This is a genomic window from Pseudomonas sp. PDM19, assembly GCF_014852215.1.
Lineage (GTDB): Bacteria > Pseudomonadota > Gammaproteobacteria > Pseudomonadales > Pseudomonadaceae > Pseudomonas.
In genome coordinates this window covers 186,251-206,538 of sequence record NZ_JACVBG010000005.1, presented here as the reverse complement: position 1 = coordinate 206,538, position 20,288 = coordinate 186,251, and the positions used below count along the sequence as shown (strand labels likewise).

Here is a 20,288-nt window from a genome sequence, read left to right as displayed (position 1 = left end):
AAAAGAAAAAGCCCGCCAATCGGCGGGCTTTTGCATGGGACGGCGGAGCGTTACACCGCGTGGACGATATGTCCGTCCACCAGGGTGCAGCGCACCACGCCCGGCAGGCAGTGGCCGAGGAACGGGCAGTTCTGGCCACGGGAGTGCCAGGTCTCGCCGGCCAGGGTCTGGCCGTCGGCTTCGAACAGCACCACGTCCGCTGCCGCGCCGATGGCCAGCTTGCCGGCCGGCAGGCGCAGGGCGGCGGCCGGGCCGCTGGAGAGGCGCGCGAGCAGGGTCGGCAGGTCGAGCAGGCCGTCCTGCACCAGGGTCATGGCCAGCGGCAGCAGCAGTTCGACACTGCTGATGCCCGGGTCGGTCGCGGCGAACGGTGCGTTCTTGGCGTCCGCCTCGTGGGGCTGGTGGTGGCTGGCGATGGCCTGGATCACGCCGCTCTTCACCGCTTCGCGCAGGGCGTCGCGGTCCTTGCGCGAGCGCAGCGGCGGTTGCACGTGGTACAGGCTGGAGAAGTCCGCCAGTGCCTCGTCGGTGAGGATCAGCTGGTACAGCGCCACATCGGCGGTGACCGGCAGGCCACGGGCCTGGGCCTGGGCGATCATCTCGACGCCACGGGCGCTGGTCAGCTGGCTGAAGTGCGCACGCACGCCGGACTGCTCCACCAGCAGCAGGTTGCGGGCCAGGGCCACGGTCTCGGCGGTTTCCGGGATGCCGGCCAGGCCGCGGAAGCTGGCGGTCGGGCCTTCGTGGGCGATGCCGTCGGCCGCCAGTTCGGCGTCCTGGGAGGTGAACACCACGGTCAGGTCGAAGGTCGCCGCGTATTCCAGCGAACGCAGCAGCACGCGGTTGCTCGCCATCGGCGCCAGGCCGTTGGTGAAGGCCACACAGCCGGCGTCGCGCAGGGCGACCAGCTCGGACAGTTGCTCACCGGCGAGCCCTTTGGTCAGCGCACCGATGGGGAAGACCTTGGCGTTGCCGGCTTCGCGGGCGCGGTCGAGGATCAGCTCGGCGACGGCGGAGGTGTCCAGCACCGGCTTGGTCTGCGGCGGGAAACACAGGCTGGTGACGCCACCGGCAGCGGCGGCGCGGGTTTCGCTTTCGATGCTGCCCTTGCGGCTGTAGCCCGGCTCGCGCAGGGCGACGCTCAGGTCCACCAGGCCGGGCGCGGCGGTCAGGCCGGCGGCGTCGATTTCCTGGGCGGCGTGGAAGCCTTCGGGGGCGTCGCCGATGGCGACGATGCGGCCGGCCTCGATGTGCAGGTCGCAGACCTTGTCCAGGCCGCTGGCCGGGTCGATCAGGTGGGCGCCACGAATGCTGACGGTCATTGCGCGTCCTCCTGTTCCAGCTGGCGTTGGGCGTTCTGGCCGCTCATGGCCATGGACAGCACGGCCATGCGGATGGCGATGCCGTAGGTGACCTGGTTGAGGATCACCGACTGTTCGCCGTCAGCCACGGCGGAATCGATCTCCACGCCGCGGTTGATCGGGCCGGGGTGCATGACGATGGCGTCGGGCTTGGCCAGCTTCAGGCGCTTCTGGGTCAGGCCGTAGAGCTTGAAGAACTCGCCTTCGCTGGGCAGCAGGCCGCCGGCCATGCGCTCGCGCTGCAGGCGCAGCATGATCACCACGTCGACGTCCTTCAGGCCTTCGTTGGCGTCGGTGAACACCTTCACCCCGTACTGGTCTTCCAGGCCCACCGGCAGCAGGGTGCGCGGGGCGATGACGCGGATGTCCGGGCAGCCGAGGGTCTTCAGCGCCAGCATGTCGGAGCGCGCCACCCGCGAGTGCAGGATGTCGCCGACGATGGCCACCGAGAGGTTCTCGAAGCTGCCCTTGTGGCGACGGATGGTGAGCATGTCGAGCATGCCCTGGGTCGGGTGGCCGTGGCGGCCGTCGCCGCCGTTGATCACGGCGACGTTGGGGCTGACGTGCTCGGCGATGAAGTGCGCGGCGCCCGAGTCGCTGTGGCGCACGACGAACATGTCGGCGGCCATGGCCTCGAGGTTGCGCAGGGTGTCGGTGAGCGTCTCGCCCTTGCTGGTCGAGGAGGTCGACACGTTCAGCGAGATGACGTCGGCGGACAGGCGCTGGGCGGCCAGTTCGAAGGTGGTGCGGGTGCGCGTGGAGTTCTCGAAGAACACGTTGCACACGGTCTTGCCGCGCAGCAGCGGGACTTTCTTCACCGCGCGGGCGCCGACTTCGAGGAAGGAATCGGCGGTGTCGAGGATTTCAGTCAGCAGTTCGCGGGACAACCCGTCGAGCGAGAGGAAGTGGCGCAGCTGGCCCAGGTCGTTGAGCTGCAGCGGGCGCTTGGCGTCGGTCGGCATGTGGCAGGCCCTGAAAGTTGGGGGTGGAGGTCCGGGCGCGCGGAGTTACAGCGCGGTGCTGAGAAGCGTGCGCTCGAGGACGAGTGGTGCGGGACCGCGCAATTTTACCCGCTCGTTGGGTGCCAGGGACAGGGTTTCGCCGACGATATCCGGGCGAATGGGCAGCTCGCGCTTGTTCAGGTCCACCAGGCTGACCAGGGTCACGCTGGCCGGGCGGCCGTAGTCGAACAGCTCGTTGAGCGCGGCGCGGATGGTCCGGCCGCTCATCAGCACGTCGTCCACCAGCACCAGGTGCTGGCCGTCGATCTCGAAGGGCAGTTCCGACGGACGGACCTGCGGGTGCAGGCCGCTGCGGCTGAAATCGTCGCGGTAGAAGGAGACGTCGAGGATGCCGAGGATCTCGTCGCTGCCCAGTGCCTTGAGCAGTTCCTGGGCGACCCAGATGCCGCCAGTGTGGATGCCGACGAAGCGCGGCGAGTCGATCCCGCGCTGCGCGAGGTAGTTGCGCAGGTCGGTAGCCATGCGGGGGATGAGTTCGGCGGGGCTGGGCAGGGTCATGACGTCTCCGGTTCGGTTGGCGAGGCCACCCGGCGCGGGCGGCCATCGGGGCGGACCGTTCCGGGAAGGAGTGGTCCGGCAAGCTTAGTGGCTTTCGCTCCCCTGGCGCTGCTTCAGGTCAAGGGAGCCGGCCTCGGGTCAGGCGGGGGCGTTGTCGGCCAGCCAGCCCTCCAGCAGCAGGGCGGCGGCCAGGGCGTCCACCGGGCGCTCGCGGTATCCGTCGCGCTGGCCCTGGGCCAGGCGCTCGCCCTTGGCGGCGTAGGTGGTCAGGCGTTCGTCGTGGGTGTGTACCGGCAGGTTGTAGCGGCCGTGCAGGCGGCGGGCGAATTTCTCGGCGCGCTCGCTCATGTCGCTGGGGGTGCCGTCCATGTTCAGCGGCAGGCCGACGACGATGGCGTCGGGCTGCCATTCCTTGATCAGGGCTTCGACGCGGTTCCAGTCCGGCACGCCGTTCTGTGCCTTGAGCACGCACAGTTCGCGGGCCTGGCCGGTGATGGCCTGGCCGACGGCGACGCCGATCTGCTTGGTGCCGTAGTCGAAACCCAGGAGCAGGCGCAGGGGTTTGCTGGTCATCAGGCGTGCCCGGCCTGGGCGGTGAGCAGGCTGAGGTTGACCCCCAGGCGCTCGGCGGCCGCCGACAGGCGCTGCTCGGCCGGCACCTCGAAGAGCACCGCCGGGTCCGCGGGGCAGGTCAGCCAGGCGTTGTCGGCGAGTTCGGCTTCCAGTTGGCCGGCCTCCCAGCCTGCATAGCCGAGGGTGATCAGGTGTTGCGCCGGGCCGCTGCCGTCGGCGATGGCGAACAGCACGTCCTGGGAGGTGGACAGCGACAACTCGCCCAGCTCCAGGGTGGCCTGGTAGCTGCGCCCGGTGGGGTGCAGGACGAAGCCGCGGTCAGTCTGCACCGGGCCGCCGCTATAGATGGTCACGCCCTGGCAGCGCACCGGCGGCAGTTCGTCCGGGCGCAGTTGTTCGAGCACGTCGGCGAGGCTCAGGCCACTGGGGCGATTGATGATCAGGCCCATGGCGCCCTGCTCGTTGTGTTCCACGAGGTAGGTCACCGTCTGGGCGAAATTGGAGTCCGCCATGTGTGGCATGGCGATCAGGAAGTGGTGCTTGAGGTAGCTGGCGGCTGTGCTTTTCATGCCGGCTAGTTTCAGGCCTGGGGGCCAAAGGGACAAGACTTGAAAGCGTCAGCAGACGCTTCGGGCGCGCTGGCTCAGTTGCTGGACAGGCGGTCGCCGCGCTCGAAGCGCCAGGTGCGGATGATTTCCAGGCGGTCGATGTCGTTCAGGTCGCCGGAGAAGGGCGCGAAAGGTGCGGCCAGGCGCACGATGCGCTGGGCGGCCTGGTCGAGCGTCGGCTGTCCGGAGGATTCCAGGACCTGCACCTCATACAGCGAGCCGTCGCGGTTGATCGACACCAGCAGCCGCAGACTGCCGTAGATGCGTTGGCGACGGGCTTCGTCGGGGTAGTTGAGGTTGCCGATGCGTTCGATCTTCTTGCGCCACTCTTCCTTGTACCAGGCGCCCTTGTCGCGCATGGTCGAGGCGGCGCTCAGGCGGTGGATGCGCGGACGCTTGGCGTAGGCCTGCTGGTCGCGGGCGAGGTCGGCTTCGAGGCTGGAGATTTCCGCCGAGAGCTGGGCGGAGTCGAACTGCGGAGCAGGCTTGGCGACGGTCTCGGCCTTGGGCGTCTGCTGCTTGGTCTGCACCTTGTCCGGGCGCGGGGTGCGGGTGGCGACGGCGGCCTTGGGTGCTTCGGGGCTCTTGGCCTGGCGCGGGGTGGCCGGCGGAGAGACCTTCTTGACTTCGGTGTCCTGGAACGGCGCCTGCTCGGTGGTCTTGGGGATCGCCTTGTGTTCCAGGGTGCCGCTGCCCTGCTGGTTCATCTGGGCGAGGTAGTCGGCCTTCTCGGGCGCCTTGTCGCTCTTGAAGCTGGCCAGGGTGATTTCCAGCGTCTTGCTCAGCTGGCTGGGCGAGGGCATGGTGAAGCCCACGCCCAGCAGCACGGCCACGTGCAGGATGGCCGCAACGAACAGGGTGAAACCCAGACGGTCCGCCGGACGTACGCCGGAGGACACGGGGAAGTCTTGATGGGTTGCAGCGTTCATTGCGGATCGCACGGGCCAGGGTGGGGCGGAAGTCTGCCGACGAGGCTTATAAAAGTCTATGACGCACTGCGCGCCTTGAGCTTTTCGTCGATGACTGCCATCAGTCTCTCACCGATGCGCGTGTCGTAGGCCGCATCGATCTCGCGGATGCAGGTCGGGCTGGTGACGTTGATCTCGGTGAGGTTCTCGCCGATCACGTCCAGGCCGACGAACAGCAGGCCGCGCTTGCGCAGTTCCGGGCCGACCTGGGCGGCGATCCAGCGGTCGCGTTCGGTCAGCGGCTGGGCCACGCCACGGCCGCCGGCGGCGAGGTTGCCACGGGTCTCGCCCTGGGCGGGAATGCGCGCCAGGCAGTATTCCACCGGCTCGCCGTCGATCATCAGGATGCGCTTGTCGCCATCCTTGATGGCCGGCAGGTAGCGCTGCGCCATGACCTGCTCCTGGCCGTGGCGGGTCAGGGTCTCGAGGATCACCGAGAGGTTCGGGTCGCCTTCGCGGTGGCGGAAGATCATCGATCCGCCCATGCCATCCAGGGGTTTGAGAATGATGTCACGATGCTCCGCGGCGAATTCGCGGAGAATGTCGGACCGGCGACTCACCACTGTCGGCGGCGCGCACTGCGGGAACAGCGTGGCGAAGTACTTCTCGTTGCAGTCACGCAGGCTCTGCGGCTTGTTGACGATGAGCGTGCCGGCGGTTTCGGCCTGTTCCAGCAGGTAGGTGGAGTAGACGAACTCGTTGTCGAAGGGCGGATCCTTGCGCATCAGGATCACGTCCAGGTCCGACAGCGGCTGGTCGACTTCGTCTTCCAGTTCGAACCAGTGGGCTGGGTCGTAGAACACCTTGAGCGGACGCATGCGACCGCGGGCGACGTTCTCTTTCTGGTAAAGATCCTGCTGTTCCATATAGAAGAGCTGCCAGCCACGGGCCTGGGCGGCCAGCAACATGGCCAGCGAGCTGTCCTTCTTGAAACTGATCTGCGCGATGGGGTCCATCACGATCCCGAGGCGTACGCTCATGGGATGTCCTCCTGGGGGAATTCGTCGGCTTGGGGCTGCGACTCGAGGCAGCGCCGCAAAGGCTGAAAATGGACGCTCAGGGTGGCGCTGGATGTGCGCTCGGTCAAGGAAAAAGCCTGCGCGTTCGGGGTCTTATGGCCTGAATTTGCTGGGCGTGGTAAAGATTCTGACGATTGTGGTAAAAGGTTCCCACGATTGGGTCGCAGCCCGACGGTGGCAGGGCGCTTGCGCACTGAAATAAAAAGCGGAAAAACGACTCACCGAGATGGTAAGGGCGAACATGGAACAGCATTCCGACGGTTTGAAAGTAATGGTGATCGACGATTCCAAGACGATTCGTCGCACGGCTGAAACCCTGCTGAAGAAAGTCGGCTGCGATGTCATTACAGCCATCGACGGCTTCGACGCGCTGGCCAAGATCGCCGATACCCATCCGAGCATCATCTTCGTCGACATCATGATGCCGCGCCTGGATGGCTATCAGACCTGCGCCCTGATCAAGAACAACAGTGCATTCAAATCCACGCCGGTGATCATGCTGTCCTCCAAGGACGGCCTGTTCGACAAGGCCAAGGGTCGCATCGTCGGTTCCGATCAGTACCTCACCAAGCCTTTCAGCAAGGAAGAACTGCTCGGCGCGATCAAGACCCATGTGCCCGACTTCACCCCGGTGGAGCACGCTTCCTGAAGTCCGGCGCAAGCGCCGGTGACGCCTATTCCGTATGGGGACCACAATGGCTCGAATTCTGATTGTTGATGACTCGCCGACCGAGATGTACAAGCTGACCGCGATGCTGGAAAAGCACTCGCACCAGGTACTCAAGGCCGAAAATGGCGCCGATGGCGTGGCCCTGGCTCGCCAGGAAAAGCCCGACGTCGTCCTGATGGACATCGTCATGCCCGGCCTGAACGGCTTCCAGGCGACCCGTCAGCTGTCCAAGGACCCGGAAACCAGCGCGATTCCGGTGATCATCGTCACCACCAAGGATCAGGAGACCGACAAGGTCTGGGGCAAGCGCCAGGGCGCTCGCGACTACCTGACCAAACCGGTGGACGAAGAAACACTGCTCAAGACCATCAATTCGGTGCTGGCCGGCTGATACAGCCGTACCTGCACACCTGAACATAATTATTAGAGAAGGCCAGGGCCGGCATGGCGGAAGTCCAGAGTCCTTTCGAGGTTCTCGTCCAGATCGATCAGCGCTGTCGTCAGCTGGCCGCGGGTCTGCCCGCGCAGCGCGAGGTGGTGCAGAGCTGGAACGGCATCGGCTTTCGCATGGCTGGGCGCCTGTTCGTGGCGCCCATGGGGGAGGTCGGCGAGGTTCTTCATGAGCCGCGCTACACACTGCTGCCCGGTGTCCGTGACTGGGTGAAGGGGGTCGCCAACGTGCGCGGCCGCCTGTTGCCGATCATGGACCTGTGCGGTTTCCTCGGCGCGGAGCTTTCGCCTCTGCGCAAGCAACGGCGTGTGCTCGTCGTGGAATACCAGGAAGTCTTCGCCGGCCTCATCGTCGATGAGGTGTTCGGCATGCAGCACTTCCCGGTGGACACCTTCTCCGAGCAGCTGCCGCCCCTCGAAGCGGTCCTGCAGCCCTTTATCCATGGCGTCTTCCATCGGGAGCAACCCTGGCTCGTGTTCAGCCCGCATGCGCTGGCTCAGCACCCGGGGTTCCTGGACGTCGCCAGCTAGAGTTTGACCGGTTGGGCCGGCATTGCCGGCCCTTGTTGTGACATGGAATTCGTAATCGTGGTGGGTCCAGGCGGGGGCCGAATATGAAAAATATAAAGGCAGGCAGTCTTTTTTCGGGTGCGCGTAGCAGCTCGCTGATCCTCGGACTCTTCGTGGTCCTGATCGTGGCGATCGTCTTGCTGTTCGCCAACTTCGCTTACCTCAACACCCAGGCGAACCACGACAAGCAGTACATCGGCCATGCCGGTGAACTGCGCGTGCTGTCCCAGCGTATCGCCAAGAACGCCACGGAAGCCGCGGCGGGCAAGGCGGAGGCGTTCAAGCTGCTGAAAGAAGCGCGCAACGACTTCGAGAAGCGCTGGAACATCCTCTCCAAGGGTGACGAGAGCACCGGCCTGCCGCCGAGCCCGGATTCGGTACAACCGCAGATGGCGGATGTGCAGAAGGACTGGGACACCCTGCGCAAGAACGCCGACTCCATCCTCGCCAGCGAACAGACCGTACTGTCCCTGCACCAGGTAGCCGCGACCCTCGCCGAAACCATCCCGCAGCTGCAGGTGGAATACGAAGAGGTCGTCGACATCCTGCTGGAAAACGGCGCCCCGGCCGACCAGGTCGCGGTAGCCCAGCGCCAGTCGCTGCTGGCCGAACGTATCCTCGGCTCGGTGAACAAGGTGCTCGCCGGTGACGAGAACTCCGTGCAGGCTGCCGACAGCTTCGGCCGTGACGCCAGCCTCTTCGGCCGCGTACTCAAGGGCATGAAGGAAGGCAATGCGGCGATGAGCATCTCCAAGGTGACCAACGCCGAAGCGGTGGACCGCCTCAACGAGATCGCCGAGCTGTTCGAATTCGTTTCCGGCTCGGTGGACGAGATCCTCGAGACCTCCCCGGAACTGTTCCAGGTTCGTGAAGCCGCCAACACCATCTTCGGTGGCTCGCAGACCCTGCTGGACAAGGCTTCCAGCCTCGCCGCCGGCTTCGAGAACCTGGCCGAAGGCCGTGTGTTCAACCAGGTCGCCAGCGCCGCGCTGGGTATCATCGCCCTGGGCGCGATCATCCTCATCGGCCTGGTGATGGTGCGTGAAACCAACCGCCGACTGGCCGAGACCGCCGAGAAGAACGAACGTAACCAGGCGGCGATTCTGCGACTGCTCGACGAAATCGCCGACCTCGCCGACGGTGACCTGACGGTGGCCGCGACGGTAACCGAGGACTTCACCGGTGCGATCGCGGACTCCATCAACTACTCCATCGACCAGCTCCGCGAGCTGGTGGAAACCATCAACCTGACAGCCGTGCAGGTGGCCGCCGCCGCCCAGGAAACCCAGGCCACCGCCATGCACTTGGCCGAGGCTTCCGAGCACCAGGCCCAGGAAATCGCCGGCGCCTCCGCCGCGATCAACGAAATGGCCGTGTCCATTGACCAGGTATCGGCGAACGCCTCCGAGTCCTCGGCGGTAGCGGAACGTTCCGTAGCCATCGCCAACAAGGGCAACGAAGTGGTGCACAACACCATCACCGGCATGGACAACATCCGTGAGCAGATCCAGGACACCTCGAAGCGGATCAAGCGCCTCGGTGAATCGTCCCAGGAGATCGGTGACATCGTAAGCCTGATCAACGACATTGCCGACCAGACCAACATCCTCGCACTGAACGCCGCGATCCAGGCGTCCATGGCGGGCGACGCGGGCCGCGGCTTCGCCGTGGTAGCGGACGAAGTACAGCGCCTGGCGGAACGTTCCTCCGCTGCGACCAAGCAGATCGAGGCGCTGGTGAAGACCATTCAGACCGACACCAACGAAGCGGTGATCTCGATGGAACAGACCACCTCCGAGGTGGTCCGTGGTGCCCGTCTGGCGCAGGACGCCGGTGTGTCCCTGGAAGAGATCGAGAAGGTATCCAAGACCCTGGCAGCGTTGATCCAGAACATCTCCAACGCCGCCCGTCAGCAGGCCTCCTCCGCCGGCCACATTTCCAACACCATGAACGTGATCCAGGAGATCACCTCGCAGACCTCTGCCGGTACCACCGCTACCGCGCGCAGCATTGGTAACCTGGCCAAGATGGCCGGCGAGATGCGCCACTCCGTATCCGGCTTCAAACTGCCGGACACCGCCGAACAGGCCTGAGCAGAGGAGGTGCGCTGCTCTTAGCCGGGTAGCGCACGACGATCTTGAGCGAGGGGCGCGACATGCAGGCAAGTGGCGTCTGGTCGTTGCAGCCGTTGGCCGACATGTCGGCAGCGGACTTCCGCGACTGGCAGGCACTGTTGGAAGACCGCACCGGCGTTGTCGTCAACGAGCAGCGCCGGGCCTTCCTGCAGACCAGCCTGGGCGCGCGGATGCGCGAACTGGGCATTGCCGACTACGGCACCTATTACCGCCAGGTCACCGATGGCCCGCGCGGCGCCGTCGAGTGGTCGAACCTGCTGGACCGCCTCACCGTTCAGGAAACCCGTTTCTTTCGCCACAAGGCATCCTTCGACGTGCTGGAAAGCTTTCTGCTCCAGCGCCTCGAACAGGTCGGCCCGAGCCGGCCGCTGGCCTTGTGGAGCGTCGGCTGTTCCAGCGGCGAGGAGCCTTACTCCCTCGCCATGGTGGCCGCCAAGGTACTGGAAGACGCAGGTCTTGCGCCGCTGTATGGCGTGACCGGCACCGACATCAGCCTCAATGCCCTCAACCGGGCGCGCGAGGCCACGTATGCGGCACGCAAGCTTGCGGATATCGACCCGGAACTGGCCACGCGCTACTTCAGCGCGCAGGATGACGGTCGATACGCAGTGATACCCGATCTCGCCGGGCGCGTCTGTTGCGCGCGGCTGAATGTGCTGGAACTGGCCAAGGCGCCAATGTCCGGCATGGACGTGATTTTTTGCCAGAACCTGCTGATCTATTTCCGCCGCTGGCGGCGGCGGGAAATCCTCAATCGCCTGGCCGAGCGGCTGGCGCCTGGGGGACTGCTGGTGATCGGAGTGGGCGAGGTCGCCGATTGGCACCACCCGCTGCTCGAACCGGTCGCCGATGAGCGCGTTCTGGCCTTTACCCGGAAGGGATGACACAGACACATGAGTGGAGTGGCTATGGGTGATCGGCACGATTATGTCGCCCTGGAATGGGTAAAAGGCGAGATTGCCGAAACGCTCAAGCAGGCGCGGCAGGCCCTCGAATCCTACGTCGAGAATCCCCAGGACCCGACGCGGATGGGCTTTTGCCTGGCCTATATCCACCAGGTGCGTGGCACTCTGCAGATGGTGGAGTTCTACGGCGCAGCCCTGCTCGCCGAAGAAATGGAGTACCTGACCCAGGCGCTGATCGACGGCACGACTTCCAGCCAGAGCGAAGCGCTGGAAGTGCTGATGCAGGCCATCCTGCAGCTGCCGGCCTACCTGGAACGCATCCAGAGCGCCCGCCGCGACCTGCCGCTGGTGGTGCTGCCGCTGCTCAACGACCTGCGCACCGCCCGTGGCGAGAAGCTGCTGTCGGAAACCAGCCTGTTCTCCCCCGACCTGTCCCGCGAATCCCCGGTATTGCCGGTGGACGCCCTGGCGCGCCTGCGCACCGCCGAACTGCCGGCGCTGCTGCGCAAGCTGCGGCAGATGCTGCAGGTCGCCCTGGTCGGCGTTATCCGCAACCAGGACCTGCCGACCAACCTGGGCTACCTGGCGCGCGTCTTCGCCCGCCTCGAATCCCTGTGCAAGGACGCCCCGCTGGGCCGTCTGTGGGTGATCGCCTCGGCGATGATCGAAGGCCTGGCCAACGGCAGCATCGCCAACGGCACCTCGGTGCGTAACCTGCTGCGCCAGGTCGACCGCGAGTTCAAACGTCTGGTCGACCAGGGCGCCGACGCCATGAACCAGCCGGCGCCCGACGAGCTGATCAAGAACCTGCTGTTCTACGTGGCCAAGGCCTCGGACCAGTCGCCGCGCGTGCGTGCGGTGAAGGACGAGTACCGCCTGGACGACGCCCTGCCGGGCGCAGCCCTGGTGGACGAGGAGCGTGCCCGTCTCGCCGGCCCCGACCGCGACGCCATGCGCTCCGTCGTTGGCGCGCTGTGCGAAGAGCTGGTGCGGGTCAAGGACAGCCTCGACCTCTTCGTGCGCAGCGACCGCAGCGGCGTGAACGAGCTGGGCAGCCTGCTGGCGCCGCTCAAGCAGATCGCCGACACCCTCGCCGTGCTGGGCTTCGGCCAGCCGCGCAAGGTCATCCTCGACCAGATCGATGTGGTCAGCGCGCTCGCCCACGGCCAGCGCCAGCCCAACGACGCCACCCTGATGGATGTCGCCGGTGCGCTGCTGTATGTCGAGGCCACCCTGGCCGGCATGGTCGGCCCGAGCGAAGAGCCGGGCCGCGAAGAGAACGTCCTGCCGACCACCGATGTCGAGCAGATCCACCAGGTGGTGATCAAGGAAGCGCGCAACGGCCTGGAACTGGCCAAGGACGCGATCATCGAGTTCATCGCCTCGCAGTGGAACCACGAGCACCTGGCCCGCGTGCCGGAACTGCTGACGCAGGTTCGCGGTGGACTGGCGATGATCTCCCAGGAGCGTGCGGCGAAATTGCTGGAAAACTGCAATCGCTACATCCAGGAACAACTGCTGGTGCGCCAGGCCGTGCCGGACTGGCACAGCCTGGACACCCTGGCCGACGCCATCACCAGCGTCGAGTACTACCTCGAGCGCCTGTCGGAAGACCACAACACCCAGGGCGACATGATCCTCGACGTGGCCGAGGAGAGCCTGGACAGCCTGGGCTACTCGCTCAAGCCGCGTCCGTCGATCCTCGACGCCGAGCCGAGCGCCTTCGCGCCTGCTCCGCTGGACAATCCACTCGACGAGATCGACGTGCTGGCCGCCCAGCCGCTGGCCGAGCCGACCGAAGCGGTGCCCGTGGAGGAAGTCCCGGAACTGGCCGCGCCGGTGGAAATCGCCGACAGCTTCGAGCCGTCCGGCTTCGAGGCCGCCCCGCTCGAAGAGCCGTCGTTCGAACAGCCTGCCCCCCTTGCTTCTCTGGAAGAGGTCGCTCCTTCGGAAGAACTGGCCCCTGTTGAGCAGCCGGCCCCGGTAGAAGAACCGACCCTCGACCTGGCGGACTTCGACGCGCCACAACCCGCCGTCGAAAACGCAGAGAGCTTCACGTTCGAATCCCTGGAGCCGGTCGTCGAACCTGCTGCCGTGGAAGAGCCCGCGCTGCTGGCCGACTTCGACGTCCCTCTCGAGCCGCAAGCCCAAGCTGCCGGCGAAGCCGATTCCAGCTTCACCTTCGAGCCCCTGGAACTGGACTCCGGCCTGCCTGCCGCCGAGCCCGTCGCTGAGCTGGGCGCCTGGACCCTGGACGAGGTCGAGCCGCTGGCCGCCTCTACCGAACCGAGCGCGCCGACCGCCTCGCTGGAGCCGGAAAGCCTCAGCTGGGACATCGAACTGGAGCCGGCTGCACCGATCACCGACACCACCCTGGCCGACGAAGGCTGGTCGCTGGACGACAGCCACAAGGCCGACAGCATCGAGTTCAGCCTCGAAACGCTGGAAGAAGCTCCCGCGCAGCCGCTGGCCGATGAACTGAGCTGGAGCCTGGACGACACCGCTGCGCTGGCCGAGGCGCCGCGCTTCGACGAGCCGGCTCCGGCGGAGGCCGTCGTTGCCGAGCAGTCCTGGGAAGCCCTGGGCCTGTCCACCGCGCCGAGCGAAACCCCGGCAACCCCGGAGCTGGTCGAAGACTTCGCCAGCCTGCCGTCGCTGGAGGCCGCTCCGGCCCCGGTGGACGAGCTGAGCTGGGACATGGAAGCGCTCACCCCGGCTGGCGAGAAGCCCGCCGAGGAAGACTGGTTCAGCGTCGACCTGACCCAGCCGGCTGCCGAGTCGCCTGCGCCTTCCCTGGATCTGGACGAAAACTTCGCCAGCCTGGAAGCGCTCGAACCCGCGCCGCTGGCGACCCTGGAATCCCTGGACGACCTGAGCTTCGACGCCCAACCGGCCACTGATGAGCCGTCCACCGCGCAAGTCGCGCTGGTCAGCGATGACAACTGGACTCTGGGCGAGCTGAGCGAGCCGACCGCGCTGGACGCCGGCGTCGACCTCAGCCTCGACGCGCCGCTGCAGCTCGAACCGCTGGAGTCGCTGGCCGAAGCCGAAACGCCCGCCTTCCAGGCCGAAGCCTGGAGCGACGAGAACATCGCCGACCTGGACCTGCCGGAAGTCGAGCTGCCCAGCCCGCCGGCCGAGCCCGAGCCGGTCGCCGAGGCACCGACCAAGCCGCTGTCCCTGGCTGAAGTCATGGCTGCCCCGGTCCAGGCGATCAACCCGCCCGCCCAGGACGTGCCGCCCAGCCTGCTGCCGCCGCCCGCCGACGAAGAACCGATCGACGAAGAGCTGCGCGAAGTCTTCATCGAGGAAGCCGGTGAAGTGCTGGAAACCATTGGCGAACACCTGCCGACCTGGCTGGGGAGCGCCGACGGCCGCGAGTCGCTGACCGAGATTCGCCGAGCCTTCCACACCCTCAAGGGCAGTGGCCGGATGGTCCGCGCCCTGGTGATTGGCGAACTGGCCTGGTCCATCGAGAACCTGCTCAATCGCGTGCTGGATCGCAGCATCACCGACTCGCCGGCAGTGCAACTGGTGGTCCAGGATGTCGTCGCGCTGATGCCTGAACTGATCGATGAGTACGCCGCCAGCGCCCAGCGCCAGCGCGACGATGTCGACCGTCTTGCCGCCACCGCCCACGCCCTGGCCAAAGGACAGCCGGTGCCGCCGCCGAGTGGCGGGCTGCCGGAGTCGGCGCCGCAGGTCGAGGACATCACCCCCGAGCTGGCGGATGTCGAGGAAATCGCTGCGCAAGCGGCCAACGAGGGCCTCGACGAAAGCCTCGACCCGCAGTTGCTGGAGATCTTCCGCAACGAAGCCGAAGCCCATCTGGAAACCCTGGTCGGCTTCCTCGCCGATTGCGCGCAACAGCTGCCGCAGCCGGTGACCGACGACCTGCAGCGCGCCCTGCACACGCTCAAGGGCAGCGCACACATGGCCGGCATCCTGCCGATCGCCGAAATCGCCACGCCGCTGGAGCGGCTGGTCAAGGAATTCAAGACCAACCTGTTGCAGGTGGACCTGCGCGAGGCCGAGCTGCTGCACGCCGCTGAAGGCCTGTTCCGCGTCGGTCTCGACCAGCTCGTCGAAGGCCGCCCGCTGGCGCCCATCGAGGGCAGCCCGGAGCTGCTGGCGCGCATCGCGCAGATCCATCAGGAACGCCTGGAGGCCGCCGAGGCCAAGCGTCGCGGTGAAAGCGGCGAGGGCAGCGGCAACGACCCGCAGATGATCGGCATGTTCCTCGCCGAGGGCATGGACATCCTGCTCGACGCCGAGGACCTGCTGCGCCGCTGGCGTGAACACCCGCAGGAGCGCCACGAACTGGGCGCCCTCTACGACGAGCTGGAAACCCTCAGCCGTGGCGCGCAGATGGCCGAGCTGCCGCAGATGGCGGAACTCGCCGATGCGCTGCTGGCGGTCTACGGCGCCGTGCGCCAGGGGCGCCTGGAAACCGGCGATGCCTTCTTCTCCGCCGCCGAAACTGCCCACGAGGCGCTGATCGGCATGATGGACCAGGTGGCTGCGGCCCTGCAGGTCAGCGCCCGCCCGGAACAGGTCGAAGCGCTGCATCGCTTGCTGGACGCTCCGGTCGTCGCAGCGCAAGAGCCTGCGAACGACCAGCAGGACGATTCGGACATCGAGTTCGTCGACCTGGAAAGCCTCACCGCCGAGGACTTCCCGGCCGAGGACGAGGAGTTCCTCCTGGGCGGCCGCCCGGTGGACGACGACAACCTGCCCGACGGCCTGGGCTGGTCGGCGCGCAACGACAATGACGGCGCCCCGCGCGGCGCCGCCGATGATGACGACGATGACGTCATCACCGCCGAGACCCCGCATGCCCATCCCGCCCCGCAGCAACCGCCGCGGGCGCTGGACGAGGAAATGGTGGCGATCTTCCTCGAAGAGGCGGTCGATATCCTGGATAACGCCGGCCAGGCGCTGGACCAGTGGCTGGCCTCGCCCGAAGGCCTTGCTGCGCTCTCGACCCTGCAGCGCGACCTGCACACCCTCAAGGGTGGCGCGCGCATGGCGGAAATCCGCGAGATCGGTGACCTGTCCCACGAACTCGAATCGCTCTACGAAGGCCTGCTGGACCATCGCTTCCAGCACAGCCAGCCGCTGGGTGACCTGCTGCGTACCTGCCACGACCGTCTGGCGACCCAGCTCGACCAGTTGCAGGCCGGCCAGGCGCTGACCGACCCGGCCGACCTGGTGCAGACCATCCGCACCTTCCGCCAGAACCCGGCCGCCGGCCTGAACCAGCCGCAGGCCCTGGCTGTGCAGCAGGACGCCGTGGCCGAGCAGGACGAAACCCTCGAACTGCCGCCGGTCATCGAAGACGCCATCGAGCTGGAGCTGCCCGCCGAGGTGGCGCCGGAAGCCGAAGCTGCTGAAGGCATCGAAACGGCTGATCCTGAAGCCAGTGATCTGGAAAACATCGAGCTCGACAGCATCGAGCTCGAAGCCATCGAGCCGGAAAGCATTGCTGCCGACGCGGGCGCCGAGCCGGAGCTGGAAGTCACGGCGCAGGATCTCGACCTGCAGGCCTTCCTCGAAGCCGCCGAGGCTGAAGTTGCCGAAGCGCAGCCGGCCGCAGTTGCTCCTGAAGCCTCTGGCGTCCAGGACAGCGAGTACGAGCTGGACGAAGACCGCGACCAGGAACTGGTGGAAATCTTCCTCGAGGAAGGTTTCGACATCCTCGAAAGCTCCTCCGGTGCCCTGCACCGCTGGATGGAAAACCCCGACAACAGCGTCGAGCTGGAAGCGCTGCAACGCGACCTGCACACCCTCAAGGGCGGCGCGCGGATGGCCGAGATCCGCCCCATCGGCGATCTCTCCCACGAACTGGAATTCCTCTACGAAGGCCTCTGCGGCGGACGCCTGCGCGCCAGCCCGACACTCTTCGAGCTGCTGCAGCGCTGCCACGACCGTCTCGCCGAGATGCTCGAGGCGGTCCAGCAGCATCGCCGGATTCCGGGAGGTGAATCGCTGATCGACGCGATCCACCGATTTCGTGCCAACCCCGAAGAACAACTGAGCATCCCCAGTAGCGTCAGCCTGCACGCGATCAGCTCCGCCCATGCCGCGCCGGAAGGCCCGGAAGCCGACATCCTGGATATCTTCCTGGAAGAGGCCGACGACCTGCTCGAAGCCATGGAACAGGCGCTGGGTCGCTGGGACGCCGAGCGCGAGAACGGCGCGCTCGACGAGCTGCTGCGCATTCTCCACACCCTCAAGGGCGGTGCGCGCCTGGCTGGCCAGACCAGCCTGGGCGACCTGGCCCACGACCTCGAACAGCACCTGGGCGAAGCCCAGCAGCAGGGCGCGCCCTGGCCGGAAAGCCTGTTGATGGATGCGCAGTCCGGCTTCGAGGGCCTGCAGGCCGAAGTCGACCAGCTGCGCCTGCACCTGGGTGAAGTCGAGAGCGTCGAAGGCCAGCAGGAAGACCTCGCCGAGGAGCCGATTGCCGAACCGCCGGCCCCGCTGAACCTGCCGGCACTGCCGGAAGCCATCATGGCCGCGGCCGTACCGCAGCGCAGCGATGCGCCGGTGGTGCTGCCCTTCGTCCGCCGTGCCCAGGAAGCCGCCCAGGAAGCCGCTGCGCGTCGCGCGCCGCAGGAACTGGTGAAGGTGCCCGCGCAACTGCTCGAAGGCCTGGTCAACCTCGCCGGTGAGACCTCGATCTTCCGTGGTCGCGTCGAGCAGCAGGTGAGCGACGTCGGTTCGACCCTGGGCGAGATGGACGCCACCATCGAGCGGGTTCGCGACCAGCTGCGCCGCCTCGATACCGAAACCCAGGCGCAGATCCTTTCGCGCCACCAGGCCGACGCCGAGCGCGCCGGCTACGAAGAATTCGACCCGCTGGAAATGGACCGCTACTCGCAGCTGCAGCAGCTGTCGCGTGCACTGTTCGAGTCCGCTTCCGACCTGTTCGACCTCAAGGAAACCCTGGCCGCCAAGAACCGCGACGCCGAGACCCTGCTGCTGCAACAGGCGCGGGTCAACACCGAGCTGCAGGAAGGCCTGATGCGCACCCGCATGGTGCCCTTCGACCGCCTGGTGCCACGCCTGCGCCGGATCGTCCGTCAGGTGGCGAGCGAGCTGGGCAAGCAGGTCGAGTTCGTGGTCAGCAACGCCGAAGGCGAGATGGACCGTACCGTGCTCGAACGCATCGTCGCGCCGCTGGAGCACATGCTGCGCAACGCGGTCGACCACGGCATCGAGTCCGGCGAGGCGCGCCGCATCGCCGGCAAGGCCGAGCAGGGCACCATCCGCCTGACCCTGGGCCGCGAGGGTGGCGACATCCTCCTGACCCTCGCCGACGACGGCGCCGGCATCCGCCTGGACGCGGTGCGCCGCAAAGCCATCGAACGCGGCCTGATGACCGACGACAGCGAGCTGAACGACCACGAGGTGCTGCAGTTCATCCTCGAGGCCGGCTTCAGTACCGCCGAGAAGGTCACGCAGATTTCCGGCCGTGGCGTGGGCATGGACGTGGTGAACTCCGAGGTGAAGCAGCTCGGCGGCTCCATGAGCATCCACTCCAGCGTCGGCGAAGGCACCCGCTTCGACATTCGCCTGCCGTTCACCGTGTCGGTGAACCGCGCGCTGATGGTGCTCTCCGGCGAAGACCTCTACGCCCTGCCGCTGAACACCATCGAAGGTATCGTGCGGGTCTCCCCGTACGAGCTCGAAGCCCTCTACGAGCAGGCTGCCGCCGACGAGACCGGCGCCGCGCCGAGCTTCGAGTACGCCGGCCAGAGCTATGAACTGAAATACCTGGGCGACCTGCTGAACAACGGCCAGCATCCCAAGCTGGTCGGGCAGTCGCTGCCGTTGCCGGTGATCCTCGTGCGCTCGGCTGACCACGCAGTGGCAGTGCAGGTGGATGCCCTGGCGGGCTCGCGCGAGATCGTGGTGAAGAGCCTCGGTGCGCAGTTCGCCGGCGTCAGCGGCATCTCCGGTGCGACCATCCTCGGTGACGGTCGCGTGGTGGTGATTCTCGACCTGCTGGCGACCATCCGTGTGCTCCATGCGCAGCATGTCCAGCACGCCCCGCGCCGCCAGCTGGCCGGCCCGGCCGCCGCGGAGATCGAGCACCAGCGCCCGACACTGGTCATGGTGGTGGACGACTCGGTCACCGTGCGCAAGGTCACCAGCCGCCTGCTCGAGCGCAACGGCATGAACGTGCTCACCGCCAAGGACGGGGTGGACGCCATCGCCCAGCTGCAGGAACACAAGCCCGACATCATGCTGCTGGACATCGAGATGCCGCGCATGGACGGCTTCGAGGTGGCCACCCTGGTGCGCCACGATGAACAGCTGAAGGACCTGCCGATCATCATGATTACCTCCCGTACCGGCGAGAAGCACCGCGACCGTGCCCTGGCCATCGGCGTCAACCAGTACCTGGGCAAGCCGTACCAGGAATCCGAGCTGCTGGAGAACATCCACAAGCTGGTGAAGGCCCATGTCTGAGCAGAGCACGCCGCGGATTGCGGTGATTGCCGATACCTCCTTGCAGCGCCACGTGCTGGCGCAGGCCCTGGCCGGCCATGGCTACCAGGTGGTGCTCAACGCCGACCCGGCGCGCCTTGAAAGCGAGCAGCTGGAAGCCTGCGAGACCGACCTGTGGCTGGTGGACCTGGCGCAGCAGGAAGATTCGCCGTTGGTGGACAACCTGCTGGAGCAGTCGCGGGTGCCCGTACTGTTCGGCGAAGGCCACGCACCGGAGCGGCATTCCGAACATTACCCGCGCTGGGAGCGCCGGCTGGTCTCCAAGCTGCGCAAGCTGGTGGGCGACCCCAGCGCCGGCGTCGGCCGCAGCCTGGCTGCGCTGCTCGACGAAGCGCAGCGCCCGACCCGCGTGACGCTGCCCGATGACCTCGCGGCCTCCCCGCTCAAGGCCGGTGAACCGGCGGCGCAGGCCTGGCTGCTGGCCGCCTCGCTGGGCGGCCCGGCAGCGGTGAAGACTTTCCTCGATGCGCTGCCCGGCGGCCTGCCGGTGGGCTTCCTGTACGCCCAGCACATCGACGCATCCTTCGAGGCCAACCTGCCGCAAGCGGTCGGCCGCCACAGCCAGTGGCACGTCAACACCGTGCGCGACGGCGACCCGGTGCGCTGCGGCGAAGTCGTGGTGGTGCCGATCTCCCGCGAACTGGGCTTCGACGGCTCGGCGCGCATGCGCGTGGAAGATCGCAGCTGGCCGGAGCCCTACAGCCCGTCCATCGACCAGATGATGCTCAACCTCGCCCAACAGTACGGCGATCGTTGTGGCGTGATCGTGTTCAGCGGCATGTGCAGCGACGGCAGCGCCGCCGCGGCCTACGTGCGCCGCCAGGGCGCGCCGATCTGGACCCAGCGCGCCGACAGCTGCGCCTGTTCGAGCATGCCCGACAGCCTGCGCGAAGGCGGCTACAGCACCCTTTCCGGCGACCCGCGCGAACTCGCGGCGGCGCTGGTCAATCACCTCGCCGAGCAATGCGTCGGCGTAGTCACGCAGTGAGATC

14 protein-coding genes are annotated in these 20,288 nt (G+C 66.8%); 7 read left to right on the top strand and 7 right to left on the bottom strand.

Annotated features, from left to right (window positions below):
* Window positions 1–50 precede the first annotated feature (50 nt).
* The 7 genes from IB273_RS27305 to gshB form a co-directional block, all read right to left on the bottom strand.
* A complete protein-coding gene (locus tag IB273_RS27305; protein WP_081519596.1) occupies window positions 51–1,322 on the bottom strand; it encodes a dihydroorotase in 1,272 nt (423 codons plus the stop codon).
* Window positions 1,319–2,323: an aspartate carbamoyltransferase catalytic subunit gene (locus IB273_RS27300; protein WP_192225480.1), complete on the bottom strand. Its 1,005-nt coding sequence runs from the start codon at window positions 2,321–2,323 to the stop codon at window positions 1,319–1,321. The genes IB273_RS27305 and IB273_RS27300 overlap by 4 nt, the downstream gene beginning before the upstream one ends.
* A 45-nt stretch (window positions 2,324–2,368) precedes the next feature.
* Window positions 2,369–2,881: a bifunctional pyr operon transcriptional regulator/uracil phosphoribosyltransferase PyrR gene (gene pyrR, locus IB273_RS27295; protein WP_081519598.1), complete on the bottom strand. Its 513-nt coding sequence runs from the start codon at window positions 2,879–2,881 to the stop codon at window positions 2,369–2,371.
* Between the two features lie 138 nt (window positions 2,882–3,019).
* Window positions 3,020–3,457, bottom strand: a complete 438-nt coding sequence (ruvX, locus tag IB273_RS27290) for a Holliday junction resolvase RuvX (RefSeq protein WP_138213113.1) — start codon at window positions 3,455–3,457, stop codon at window positions 3,020–3,022.
* The gene (locus tag IB273_RS27285; RefSeq protein ID WP_081519600.1) at window positions 3,454–4,023 is read right to left on the bottom strand and encodes a YqgE/AlgH family protein; all 570 of its coding nucleotides are present in this window, start codon (window positions 4,021–4,023) and stop codon (window positions 3,454–3,456) included. The genes ruvX and IB273_RS27285 overlap by 4 nt, the downstream gene beginning before the upstream one ends.
* Before the next feature lie 74 nt (window positions 4,024–4,097).
* The gene (locus IB273_RS27280; RefSeq protein ID WP_081519601.1) at window positions 4,098–4,991 is read right to left on the bottom strand and encodes an energy transducer TonB; all 894 of its coding nucleotides are present in this window, start codon (window positions 4,989–4,991) and stop codon (window positions 4,098–4,100) included.
* Window positions 4,992–5,047: 56 nt separating this feature from the next.
* A complete protein-coding gene (gshB, locus tag IB273_RS27275; RefSeq protein ID WP_081519602.1) occupies window positions 5,048–6,010 on the bottom strand; it encodes a glutathione synthase in 963 nt (320 codons plus the stop codon).
* 280 nt (window positions 6,011–6,290) lie between these two features.
* Here gshB and pilG point away from each other — a divergent pair, with 280 nt between their 5' ends.
* From pilG to IB273_RS27240, 7 genes are all read left to right on the top strand, one after another.
* On the top strand, window positions 6,291–6,698 hold the full coding sequence (gene pilG / locus IB273_RS27270) for a twitching motility response regulator PilG (RefSeq protein ID WP_015475142.1): 408 nt from the start codon (window positions 6,291–6,293) through the stop codon (window positions 6,696–6,698).
* Window positions 6,699–6,744: 46 nt separating this feature from the next.
* On the top strand, window positions 6,745–7,110 hold the full coding sequence (gene pilH, locus IB273_RS27265) for a twitching motility response regulator PilH (protein WP_024766237.1): 366 nt from the start codon (window positions 6,745–6,747) through the stop codon (window positions 7,108–7,110).
* A gap of 53 nt (window positions 7,111–7,163) precedes the next feature.
* Entirely contained in the window at window positions 7,164–7,700 is a 537-nt protein-coding gene (locus tag IB273_RS27260; RefSeq protein ID WP_081519603.1) for a chemotaxis protein CheW, read from the top strand.
* A gap of 83 nt (window positions 7,701–7,783) precedes the next feature.
* Entirely contained in the window at window positions 7,784–9,832 is a 2,049-nt protein-coding gene (locus IB273_RS27255) for a methyl-accepting chemotaxis protein (protein ID WP_045212954.1), read from the top strand.
* 62 nt (window positions 9,833–9,894) lie between these two features.
* Window positions 9,895–10,758 carry a protein-glutamate O-methyltransferase gene (locus tag IB273_RS27250; RefSeq protein WP_151189771.1) on the top strand — a complete coding sequence of 288 codons (864 nt, stop codon included), beginning with the start codon at window positions 9,895–9,897 and terminating at the stop codon, window positions 10,756–10,758.
* Between the two features lie 24 nt (window positions 10,759–10,782).
* Entirely contained in the window at window positions 10,783–19,257 is an 8,475-nt protein-coding gene (locus IB273_RS27245; RefSeq protein WP_192225479.1) for an Hpt domain-containing protein, read from the top strand.
* Complete coding sequence (locus IB273_RS27240) at window positions 19,250–20,284, top strand: chemotaxis protein CheB (RefSeq protein ID WP_192225478.1); 1,035 nt, start codon at window positions 19,250–19,252, stop codon at window positions 20,282–20,284. The genes IB273_RS27245 and IB273_RS27240 overlap by 8 nt, the downstream gene beginning before the upstream one ends.
* Window positions 20,285–20,288: the final 4 nt, after the last annotated feature.

Excerpts from the sequence above, each read along its gene's own strand:
- pilH (WP_024766237.1), top strand. The coding sequence starts at position 6,745 with ATGGCTCGAATTCTGATTGTTGATGACTCGCCGACCGAGATGTACAAG.
- IB273_RS27245 (WP_192225479.1), top strand. The coding sequence starts at position 10,783 with ATGGGTGATCGGCACGATTATGTCGCCCTGGAATGGGTAAAAGGCGAG.
- IB273_RS27305 (WP_081519596.1), bottom strand. The coding sequence starts at position 1,322 with ATGACCGTCAGCATTCGTGGCGCCCACCTGATCGACCCGGCCAGCGGC.
- IB273_RS27260 (WP_081519603.1), top strand. The coding sequence starts at position 7,164 with ATGGCGGAAGTCCAGAGTCCTTTCGAGGTTCTCGTCCAGATCGATCAG.
- IB273_RS27280 (WP_081519601.1), bottom strand. The coding sequence starts at position 4,991 with ATGAACGCTGCAACCCATCAAGACTTCCCCGTGTCCTCCGGCGTACGT.
- pyrR (WP_081519598.1), bottom strand. The coding sequence starts at position 2,881 with ATGACCCTGCCCAGCCCCGCCGAACTCATCCCCCGCATGGCTACCGAC.
- gshB (WP_081519602.1), bottom strand. The coding sequence starts at position 6,010 with ATGAGCGTACGCCTCGGGATCGTGATGGACCCCATCGCGCAGATCAGT.
- IB273_RS27285 (WP_081519600.1), bottom strand. The coding sequence starts at position 4,023 with ATGAAAAGCACAGCCGCCAGCTACCTCAAGCACCACTTCCTGATCGCC.
- pilG (WP_015475142.1), top strand. The coding sequence starts at position 6,291 with ATGGAACAGCATTCCGACGGTTTGAAAGTAATGGTGATCGACGATTCC.
- IB273_RS27300 (WP_192225480.1), bottom strand. The coding sequence starts at position 2,323 with ATGCCGACCGACGCCAAGCGCCCGCTGCAGCTCAACGACCTGGGCCAG.
- IB273_RS27250 (WP_151189771.1), top strand. The coding sequence starts at position 9,895 with ATGCAGGCAAGTGGCGTCTGGTCGTTGCAGCCGTTGGCCGACATGTCG.
- IB273_RS27255 (WP_045212954.1), top strand. The coding sequence starts at position 7,784 with ATGAAAAATATAAAGGCAGGCAGTCTTTTTTCGGGTGCGCGTAGCAGC.
- IB273_RS27240 (WP_192225478.1), top strand. The coding sequence starts at position 19,250 with ATGTCTGAGCAGAGCACGCCGCGGATTGCGGTGATTGCCGATACCTCC.